Origin of the sequence: Nocardia carnea (assembly GCF_029868855.1) — a bacterium.
GTDB classification, from domain to species: Bacteria; Actinomycetota; Actinomycetes; order Mycobacteriales; family Mycobacteriaceae; genus Nocardia; species Nocardia carnea_A.
This window is the reverse complement of the sequence record NZ_JARWOV010000007.1, coordinates 1-9136: the sequence shown is the minus strand read 5'-3', so window position 1 is coordinate 9136 and position 9136 is coordinate 1. Positions and strand designations below refer to the sequence as shown.

The 9136-nt window shown below is 65.0% G+C and carries 11 protein-coding genes and 1 pseudogene; 9 read left to right on the top strand and 3 right to left on the bottom strand.

The features are described 5' to 3' along the window. A pseudogene (locus tag QH195_RS00190) lies at positions 1 to 152 on the top strand (patatin-like phospholipase family protein); the annotation flags it as partial. Between the two features lie 92 nt (positions 153 to 244). Here QH195_RS00190 and QH195_RS00185 read toward each other — a convergent pair. Next, positions 245 to 2284: a M13 family metallopeptidase gene (locus tag QH195_RS00185; protein WP_280433859.1), complete on the bottom strand. Its 2040-nt coding sequence runs from the start codon at positions 2282 to 2284 to the stop codon at positions 245 to 247. A gap of 305 nt (positions 2285 to 2589) precedes the next feature. On the opposite strand from QH195_RS00185, the gene rplN reads away from it, so the two are divergent. The 6 genes from rplN (at position 2590) to QH195_RS00155 (ending at position 6302) form a co-directional block, all read left to right on the top strand. Beyond that, the gene (gene rplN / locus QH195_RS00180; protein WP_014349098.1) at positions 2590 to 2958 is read left to right on the top strand and encodes a 50S ribosomal protein L14; all 369 of its coding nucleotides are present in this window, start codon (positions 2590 to 2592) and stop codon (positions 2956 to 2958) included. Position 2959: 1 nt separating this feature from the next. After that, a complete protein-coding gene (rplX, locus tag QH195_RS00175) occupies positions 2960 to 3277 on the top strand; it encodes a 50S ribosomal protein L24 (protein WP_280422202.1) in 318 nt (105 codons plus the stop codon). A 1-nt stretch (position 3278) separates the two neighbouring features. Then, positions 3279 to 3842, top strand: coding sequence for a 50S ribosomal protein L5 (rplE, locus tag QH195_RS00170; RefSeq protein WP_280422201.1), 564 nt, complete (start codon positions 3279 to 3281; stop codon positions 3840 to 3842). 3 nt (positions 3843 to 3845) lie between these two features. Further along, positions 3846 to 4031, top strand: a complete 186-nt coding sequence (locus tag QH195_RS00165) for a type Z 30S ribosomal protein S14 (RefSeq protein ID WP_014349101.1) — start codon at positions 3846 to 3848, stop codon at positions 4029 to 4031. Positions 4032 to 4458: 427 nt separating this feature from the next. After that, on the top strand, positions 4459 to 5727 hold the full coding sequence (locus QH195_RS00160) for an alpha/beta hydrolase (protein ID WP_280433858.1): 1269 nt from the start codon (positions 4459 to 4461) through the stop codon (positions 5725 to 5727). 29 nt (positions 5728 to 5756) lie between these two features. Next, complete coding sequence (locus QH195_RS00155; RefSeq protein ID WP_280433857.1) at positions 5757 to 6302, top strand: hypothetical protein; 546 nt, start codon at positions 5757 to 5759, stop codon at positions 6300 to 6302. 29 nt (positions 6303 to 6331) lie between these two features. Here the strand turns inward: QH195_RS00155 and QH195_RS00150 are convergent, their stop codons facing one another. Then, a complete protein-coding gene (locus QH195_RS00150) occupies positions 6332 to 6931 on the bottom strand; it encodes a TetR/AcrR family transcriptional regulator (RefSeq protein ID WP_280433856.1) in 600 nt (199 codons plus the stop codon). Next, positions 6918 to 7784: an alpha/beta fold hydrolase gene (locus QH195_RS00145; protein WP_280433855.1), complete on the bottom strand. Its 867-nt coding sequence runs from the start codon at positions 7782 to 7784 to the stop codon at positions 6918 to 6920. Before QH195_RS00145 ends, QH195_RS00150 begins: the two co-directional genes overlap by 14 nt. A gap of 233 nt (positions 7785 to 8017) precedes the next feature. Here QH195_RS00145 and QH195_RS00140 point away from each other — a divergent pair, with 233 nt between their 5' ends. Together QH195_RS00140 and QH195_RS00135 are read left to right on the top strand one after the other, a co-directional pair. Then, a complete protein-coding gene (locus QH195_RS00140; RefSeq protein WP_280422196.1) occupies positions 8018 to 8428 on the top strand; it encodes a hypothetical protein in 411 nt (136 codons plus the stop codon). A gap of 305 nt (positions 8429 to 8733) precedes the next feature. Further along, entirely contained in the window at positions 8734 to 9051 is a 318-nt protein-coding gene (locus QH195_RS00135) for a hypothetical protein (protein ID WP_280433854.1), read from the top strand. The last annotated feature ends 85 nt before the right edge of the window (positions 9052 to 9136 follow it).

Below are 9136 nucleotides of genomic sequence, written 5' to 3'. Positions count from 1 at the left end.
GCCCCGGCGGCGGCAGCCGCGGGGTGTACTCCAGCGGGATGGTGCACGCGCTGGAGGATCTAGGACTCGCGCGGATATTCGATGCCGTCTACGGCACCTCGGCGGGCGCCCTCAACGCGGCCTGGCTGCTGTGCGGACGCGCCGGCCGCGGGGGTCCTCCCCCGCCCGCTTTAGCGGCCGGGCCAGGGCGAGATCCCCCCCCCCTGCGGGGGGGGGGGGGGCGGGCGGGCGCCCCCCCCACAGCTCACAACTCGACCCGCTGGTCCTCCGGCAGGAACAGCGCATCGGTGTCGGCCACGCCGAACGTCCGGTAGAACTCGGCGATATTGCGGACCACCTGATTCACGCGGAACTCGTCGGGGGCGTGCGTATCCCCTTGGAGCAGACGCTCGGTGTACTCCGGTGTCGTCTTCGAACGCCAGATCCGGGCATAGGACAGGAACATGGTGTGGTAATCGGGAGGCGATACCCCGGCCCGCTCCTCGGCCAGCCGGAAGGCGGTCAACGCGATCTGCAGACCACGCAGATCGGCGAGGTTCTCACCGACGGTCAATTCGCCGTTGACGTGCTGGTCCGGTGTGAGGCCCTCCGGTACGAGCGCGTTGTACTGGTCGACGAGTTGTTTCGACTTGGCGTCGAAGGCGGTGCGATCGGCCGGGGTCCACCAATCCCGCTGATTACCGTCACCGTCGAATTTCGAACCCTGATCGTCGAAACCGTGCCCGATCTCGTGTCCGATCACCGCACCCACCCCGCCGTAGTTCACCGCGGGCACGGCGTCCTTGTCGAAGAACGGTGGCTGCAGGAACGCGGCGGGGAAGACGATTTCGTTCGCGGTGGGGGAGTAATAGGCGTTCACCGTCTGCGGTGAGGCACTCCATTCGGATTTGTCCACCGGCTCCCCGAGCCGATCGAACGAGCGCTTCACCTCGAAATCGTTGATTGCACGCAGGGATTCGATCAACTTCCCGCGGGTGACGGTCAGCTTCGAATAGTCCACCCACTTGTCGGGATAGCCGAGTTTGAGGCCGATCTTCTCCAGTTTCTCGATCGATGCCTGCCGCGTCTCCGGCGACATCCAGGTCGAATTCGTGAAGTTCTCCCGATAAGCGGCCATCAGATCATCGACCATGATCTGCACCCGCTCTTTTGCTTCCGGCGGGAAATACTGCTCCACATACAGCTTGCCCAGTTGTTCGCCGAGGTTGCCGTCCACTGTGCCGACCGCGGATTTCCACAGCTCGGGCCGCTGCTGCAAACCGGACATGATCCGGCCGTTGAAATCGAAATTCGCATCCGACAGTTCCTTGGGCAGGAACCGCGCGTAGGTCTGCAGAACCGACAGTTTGAGATATTCGCGCCAGACCGCGATATCGGTAGCGGCCCAGATCTTGCCGGCCTCGGTGACGAAGGACGGCTGGTTCACCACCAGCTTCGCGAACAGGTCGCGGGGGCGGTCGGTGATCCCCGTCAGCCACGGCTCCCAGTCGTACTCCGGCGCCAGCCCGGTGGCTTCGGCCCACGTCATCAGGTTGTAGGTCGCCTCGGTATCGCGGTTGCGCACATTGCCCCAGTGAGCGGCGGCGATCCGGGTCTCCAGCTCGACCTGCCGGGCGGCGATCGCCGCGGGATCGGGTAGGCCCGCGCCCTTGGCGAGGCGTTCCAGATAGGTCCGGTAACCGGCGAGTTCCTCGGCGAATTGCGGGTCGCGATAGTACTGCTCGTCCAAGCCGATTCCGGACTGGCCGATCGAGGCGATATAGGCCGAGGAATTCTTCCGGTCGATACTCACCCCGATACCGATCAGCCCGCCGATCGGCAGCCGCCCCATCACCTCGGCGAGGGCGGGTTTGTCCTTCGCGTCATCGATTTCGGCGAACATCGAATCCAGCGGCGTCAAGCCGAGCTGTTCGATTTCGTCGAGGTTCATCCGGGCGTCGTACAGATCACGGATCTGCTGGGCTTCGCTTCCCGGTTCGGGATCGCTGATGCCCTCGATGATCTCCCGCAGTTGCGCCTGGGTGCGCTCCGCTGCCTCACTGAACGCGCCGTAGGAGGTCTTGTCCGGTGGGAGCTGATACTCCCGTAGCCATTTCCCGTTGACGTGCCGGTACAGATCGTCCTGCGGCCGTACCGCCGGGTCGGAGCCATCCATGTCCACGCTGACCAGCCGCGCCGGCTCGTCCTCGGAACAGGAGACCAGCCACGCGGCCGCGGGCACCAGCCCGAGGGCCACCAGGAACGAGCGGCGGTCGAGCACCGCCCGACGATCCGAAGATTTCAACAGAACCCTCTCCCCGATGCGGGACCCGCACCTCGCTAGGCGAACCGGCCCCATGAGGCTACCGGTGGGGTTCGGTGCCGTCGCGCCGGACGTTGCGCACCACCCCGATTTCTGTCCGAGCTGCGGATTCGCTATCCTTGACCGGTTGCCTGCGGGCCCTGTGCCCGCGATTCGGCCGCGAACCCCCGGTGGTTGATCGAGTAGATCAGAGGAAACCGCTGGTAGGCGCGCGTTCGGGTGGTAACAGACCATGCCCGTCGGGTCGGCAATCCGGCGTGCTTTACGTCCAGGTCGAGGAGGCTGAAGTGATTCAGCAGGAGTCGCGGCTGCGCGTCGCCGACAACACGGGTGCCAAGGAGATTCTCTGCATCCGCGTTCTCGGTGGTTCGTCGCGCCGCTATGCCGGTATCGGCGATGTCATCGTCGCCACTGTGAAAGACGCCATCCCCGGCGGCAACGTCAAACGGGGTGACGTGGTGAAGGCCGTCGTGGTGCGCACCACCAAGGAACGGCGCCGTCCGGATGGTTCCTACATCCGTTTCGACGAGAACGCCGCCGTGCTCATCAAGGCGGACAACGACCCGCGCGGCACCCGCATCTTCGGCCCGGTCGGCCGCGAGCTGCGCGACAAGAAGTTCATGAAGATCGTTTCGCTGGCCCCGGAGGTGCTCTGACATGAAGGTGCACAAGGGCGATACCGTGCTCGTCGTCTCGGGCAAGGACAAGGGCGCCAAGGGTAAGGTCATCCAGGCCTTCCCGCGGGAGAACCGGATCCTGGTCGAGGGCGTGAACCGGATCAAGAAACATGTCGCGAACTCCGCGAACCTGCGCGGTGCGTCGTCGGGCGGCATCGTTACCCAGGAGGCGCCCATCCACGTGTCCAACGTGATGGTCGTCGACTCCGACGGTAACCCGACCCGGATCGGCTACCGCACCGACGAAGAAACCGGCAAGCGGGTTCGGATCTCCCGTAAGAACGGGAAGGACATCTGATATGACCACCACTGAGAAGATCCAGCCGCGGCTGAAGGTGCGCTACCGCGAGGAAATCAAGGACGCGCTGAACAGCGAGTTCGAGTACGCCAACGTCATGCAGATCCCGGGCGTGGTCAAGGTCGTCGTCAACATGGGTGTCGGTGACGCCGCCCGCGACGCCAAACTGATCAACGGCGCGATCGAGGACCTGGCCCTGATCACCGGTCAGAAGCCGCAGATCCGCAAGGCCACCAAGTCCATCGCGCAGTTCAAACTGCGTGAGGGTATGCCGATCGGTGCCAAGGTCACCCTGCGCGGCGACCGGATGTGGGAGTTCCTGGACCGCTTGGTCTCGATCGCCCTGCCCCGTATCCGCGACTTCCGCGGCCTGTCGCCCAAGCAGTTCGACGGCAACGGCAACTACACGTTCGGCCTGAGCGAGCAGTCGATGTTCCACGAGATCGATGTGGACAAGATCGATCGTCCGCGCGGTATGGACATCACCGTTGTCACCACCGCGACCAACAACGAAGAAGGCCGTGCCCTGCTGAAGCACCTCGGCTTCCCGTTCAAGGAGAACTGAGACATGGCCAAGAAAGCACTGGTCAACAAGGCCAACCGCAAGCCGAAGTTCGCTGTTCGCGCCTACACCCGCTGCCAGCGTTGCGGCCGGCCGCACGCGGTGTACCGCAAGTTCGGTCTGTGCCGTGTGTGCCTGCGCGAGATGGCGCACCGCGGCGAGCTGCCGGGCGTGCACAAGAGCTCCTGGTGAGCTGATCCCGGTCGGGTAGCGCTCGACCGGGATCCGCACCGTAGAAAAGGACCCGAGCTGCGGCTCGGGTCCTTTTCGTGCTTCCAGGCTTTCTGATCGTTGAAACACGATCAGACCTCTTGATCGTGAAACCATGATCAAAGGGTGTGATCGCCGAATAGCGATCGCCCGAGGGAAGCGGCGGGAGGTGCCGACAATGGCGCATCGACGGGCGCGGATCCGAAGCCCCCCATGATCTCGGCCTGGCGATCCAGCAGGCGCGTCTGGGCCGATGACAGAAGGCTCGCTCACGTGGCACCGGCGATGTAGCCGGGCAGTGGTGTCAGCTGGCACACTTGTTCGATGGCTCTTCTTACTCTGAGTGTTTGCGGAGCAGGGGAGTCTGGTCGCGGGCCGACGTCGACCGTGCGATCAGCGAGGTGATGGCGTGGGCGGTTCCGGGCCGGATCGGCACGACATCGATACCTTGCTGCAGAACCTGAGCCCCGGGATTCTGCAGGCCAGAACGCTGGCTCGGCGCCTGGAGCAGATAATCCTCGATATGGGCGATGGCATCTCCGAAGCGCTGTACCGGCGGGCACGCGACGCCGTGGTGCGCGGTAACCAAGAATTCATCATCGCCGATGCGGACAATGAGCGCGTGCTGCGGCAACTCATGCGGCAAGGACCGCCTGTCACCGCCTCGGCGCCGAACCGTCCGGATATCGGATTACCCGGAGATCCGAGGCCGCTTCGCAATATGTGGGAGAACCTTTCTTTCTCCGACAGGGAGGAGCTTTTCCGGTTGGACCCCTTTCTCGGCAACCGGAACGGGATTCCACAGGCCGACCGGGATTTCTACAACCGTCGCACCCTGGATGCTCTCCTCGCGCAAGCCCGGCAATCGAACGATGGCACGCGCGCGGAGAACTACACCGGGATCGCGAGGATGCTGGATGAGTCCGGTGCAGGACCATCGCGGTTCTATCTCACCCACCTCGACAATGACGGAGGTCTGGCATTTTCGCTGGACAATCCGGATTTCGCCGACAACACGGCAGTACTGTTGCAACCCGCACACCAGCCCGGACGCGCACTCGACTACGCGAGGTCGACCGTGGAACAACTCCGGCAAGTAGCGTTGCGCGCCGCCCCCAATTCCAGAACGTCGGTGAGTTTCTGGGGTGCCTACGATCAGCCCGAATCCATGGTGCAGTCCATGTTTCCCCAGTTCGCCCAGGACGGTGCTGCGCGAGTGCGGGAGTACCACGAAGGGTTGCGGGCCACACATGAGGGCGCGCCGGCGCATACGGCGACGATCGGCCATTCCTATGGCAGCGTCCTCGCCGGTCACTCCGCCGGCCACGGATCGACGCTGGACACAGACGATCTCGTTTTCATGGGCAGCTGGGGAACAGGAGCGAATCATGTCAGTCAGCTGAGATTGGCCGGCGTTTCTCCGGAACGTACCGGCGAACATGTGTTCGCCACCATTGCCACCAGCGATTATGTGCAATTGATGCCGGGCACCCACGGCCCGTTACCCACCGACCGTGCCTTCGGTGCAACGGCTTTCGATTCCTCTTCTCGGTTTTCGGGATTCTGGAACCCGTTGGACCATGCAGCGGAGTCCTATCTGCACTCCGCGAATCCGGCGTCGGGAAATATCGGGCTGGTCATCACCGGACACGGCGATCTGGTCGCCCGGCCCGCGTGAACGGTAACTGTTTCGACAGGAGATACACGATGGACGGTGGAATGGATCCCGGACAAGACCAGGCCACGGCCCGGGAGCAGCTGTTGCGCTATCTGCTGCGAACGCTGCAAATACTTCCGGCCGAATCGGCGTTGTCGCTGGTGCATCCGGCGATCCCGCAGGCCCGGCTGCATCGGGGCGTCACGCTTCCCGCCGGCGACAACGAGCCGCAGGTCGTTGCCGAGTTCTTCGATATCGCGTACTGGATCATCGGGATCACGGTGGATGCCGGTGGCGGATGCTTCGATCGCATCGTGCGCTGCTGGTCCGATGCCGGCTGGCCGACCGGATCGGATCGTGACATTCCGCCGCGGTCGGCCTATACCCGCACGCCGGACGGGTTCGGGCTCTCGGTGCGGCAGAGTGTGGACGGCTTTGTGAGCCTTTCGGGTTCAACACCGCCATTCCCTCTCGGAGGGACCGGGACCACTCCTTTTCCGGAGTTCATCAGGCACCCGACGCCTGCCGGAACCGGTTCGGAGAATACCGATCCGCGATCCGTCGAACATCCGGACGGAGGAGTGAGGAAGTCCTGAGATGGTCCGCACACTCGGGGGCGGTTCGGTCAGGTGCGGAGCAAACCGCTGACGAGAAGTAGCAGGGATTCCTGGGTCTGGCGGCGGGCGGTGTCCTTGTCGGCTGCGTGGGCGACGATCAGGCCGGCCTCGGAGACGGCGCTCAGGATGAGCTGCGCCAGGGTGGGGACGGCGGTGGCGGTGATCAGGCCGGAATCGCGGGCGCGTTCCAGTTCGGCGGTGATGAGGCCCAGGCCGTGCCGGGCTTCGAGTTCGCGCCAGGCTTGCCAGCCGAGGACTGCGGGGGCGTCGAACAGGGCGATGCGGATCGTCTCCGGGCGCTGGCAGATCTCCAGGAAGGTGTTCAGGCCGGCGGCCATCGCGGTGCGGATGTCCTCGGCGGGGGCGGCGCGCAGCACGCTCTCGATTTCGGTGGTGATCTCGGTTTCCAGCTGTTCCAGTACCGCCAGGAACAGGCCGCGTTTATCGCCGTAGTGGTGGTGTAGTGCGCCGCGGGTGACCCCGGCCTCGGCCACCAGCTGCTCCGCCGAGGTGCCCGCGAAACCGCGCTCGGTGAACAGGCGGCGGCCTGCTTGTTCGAGCGCGGTGCGGGTCGTGCGGGAGCGGTCCTCCTGGCTACGGCGTGGCATGCAGCCGAGTGAACTCCAGAATTCGCCGGGCGAGCAACTCGGGCTGGTCCTCCGGGATCAGTGTGTAGGAATCGTCGACCAGGTCGAGGGTGGCTTCGGGTAGGTCGTGGACGAGGCGTTCGGCGTAGGAGACCGGGAACAACCGGTCCTCGCGGGCCCAGACGATGAGTACCGGCACCGTGACGGAATCGAATCGGTTGGCGGCATCGAGGGTGTAGCGGCGCCGCGCATGCCGTAGGAAGCGGCGCAGATCGGCGCGGATGGCGGCCGATTCGCGGCTGGGTCGTAGATAGGAATCGACGGTCGCGGGCGAGATCGGGCGCTTGCTCAGCCAGCCCAGAGCGAGCGGTGAGCGCTGCAGGAAACGGAAGCGCAGCAGCTCGGTTATGAGCCGGACCGATCCCGGAATCCGAGCCAGCTGCGGAAGCAGGGTGAACGGCTGCGGCAGGAAGCTCTCGTAGGAATCCACCGCGGCAAGGACGACGCGGCCGATCCGTTCCGGGCGGTGGGTCAGCAGGACCTGGGTGATGGCGCCACCGGTGTCGTTGGCGACGATCGTGACATCGTGCAGATCGAGATTTTCCAGGAAATCGGCGATGAGGCCGGCGACGCCGATGGGGGTGAGGTCGGCATCCGGTACCGGGACCGAATGGGATCCGAGCGGCCAGTCGGGGACGAGGCAGCGGTAGCCGGCCGCCGCGACCGGGGTGACGATATGCCGCCACAGGTCGGAGTTGACGAGTAGGCCGTGGACGAAAACGATCGGTGGCCCGCTGCCGGTATCGCGATATCGGATCGCTGCGGTGGACAGATGGGCGATATCGGTGCGACCGAGTTCGTTGCTGTTCGACATATTTCCTCCCAGATCGATTCCGCATTCATAGTTACATACATACGGCATGTATGTCTATGGTCGGCCGGCGCCCACGGGCTGCCGTGCGCGATCCGTTCCGGTGGTCTGTGCGCGGGCGCGGGGCGTAAGTGCGGTCGCTGTCGAATTGCTGTCACGGTGGGCGCGGTTCGTTCCCAGTGCCGGAAATGTCCCGGTTGCCCCGGTGTGGAAATCGCCCCCTAGTATCGGCGGCTGTGAGGCATATCGGGCGGCCGCCGAATCTGGTGCGGGTTGTCGTTCTGGTATTCGCCACTGTGGTTCTGACGCTCGGTCTCCATGACGGTCTGGAGTCGGAAACCGTTTCGCCCGAGAATCTTTCGTTCGCCCACTCGGTGATCGCCGCCGGCGAGCGGGTGGCTCCCGCAGTCTCGGAGTCCGCGGAGTCGATCGGGCAGATCGTGCACTGCCCCTATCACTGTCTCCGTGCCCCGGTTGTCCGTCCTCGGGCGAGCTATTTCTGGTACGCGGCCATGTCGATCGTCGGACTGCTGCTCGGTGGTGTGTGTGCCCGCGCACGGTATGCCCGTCCCGGTGCTGCCCGTCGAACTGCCACCGGGGCGGCGGGGGCGGAATTGCTGCTACGCCTCTGCGTCTGCCGACGCTGACGGAATGGTGGTGGGTGCCGGATTCGCCGCCCACCGCCGCATCTGTCTCGTATCCGGACTCTTCCCGGTGCTCTGTGCAGGCGGGGAGTCTTCGGAAACAACTGCGGGACAACGTATTCGCCCGGCCCAGCTGTGTGTCCGGAGGTAATTGCCGACGAGAAGGGGCGGCCATTGCTTCCTGTCATCAGGAGCGGACCCGGGCGCCCCATTCGCGCCGTCGGTGACGCCGCCGACGCGAATCCGTCAGTGCGACAACCTTTTGCACAACCAATCAGGAGATATCTTTCGTGAGATCCCTCACTCCAATGATCGCTCTAGCCGCCCCGATCGGCTGTCTCGTCTTCGGTAGCGGCACCGCTTCGGCGGTGACGGCGGAACAGGCACCGGACACGGTCACGGTGAATTTCACCGACGTGGAGGCGCGGACGATCGATGCGCTGAATCTGGGCCCGGCTCTGGGTGCGCTGCCGCCCGGCTTCACCCCGGAGGCGAAACAGCGTCTCGGGGAGAATCTGGCCGAATACGCCGGTCGTGCCGCCCGGACTCCGGGTTCGACGCTGTCGGTGATCATCGATCAGCCGGTGGGCGCGCCGCCCGGCGTCGCCGTAACCGTCATCCTGTGATCTGTTGAAGCTGGGCAGCCCGACCCAACGGGGGGCAGAGCCGGGGACGCCCGGGGGCCGGGGGGGAGGGCCCCGCGGCCCCCGG

What these genes read in the sequence shown, in the direction of transcription:
- QH195_RS00155 (WP_280433857.1), top strand. Translation starts at nt 5,757, where the DNA reads ATGGACGGTGGAATGGATCCCGGACAAGACCAGGCCACGGCCCGGGAG.
- QH195_RS00135 (WP_280433854.1), top strand. Translation starts at nt 8,734, where the DNA reads ATGATCGCTCTAGCCGCCCCGATCGGCTGTCTCGTCTTCGGTAGCGGC.
- QH195_RS00145 (WP_280433855.1), bottom strand. Translation starts at nt 7,784, where the DNA reads ATGTCGAACAGCAACGAACTCGGTCGCACCGATATCGCCCATCTGTCC.
- rplE (WP_280422201.1), top strand. Translation starts at nt 3,279, where the DNA reads ATGACCACCACTGAGAAGATCCAGCCGCGGCTGAAGGTGCGCTACCGC.
- QH195_RS00165 (WP_014349101.1), top strand. Translation starts at nt 3,846, where the DNA reads ATGGCCAAGAAAGCACTGGTCAACAAGGCCAACCGCAAGCCGAAGTTC.
- rplX (WP_280422202.1), top strand. Translation starts at nt 2,960, where the DNA reads ATGAAGGTGCACAAGGGCGATACCGTGCTCGTCGTCTCGGGCAAGGAC.
- QH195_RS00150 (WP_280433856.1), bottom strand. Translation starts at nt 6,931, where the DNA reads ATGCCACGCCGTAGCCAGGAGGACCGCTCCCGCACGACCCGCACCGCG.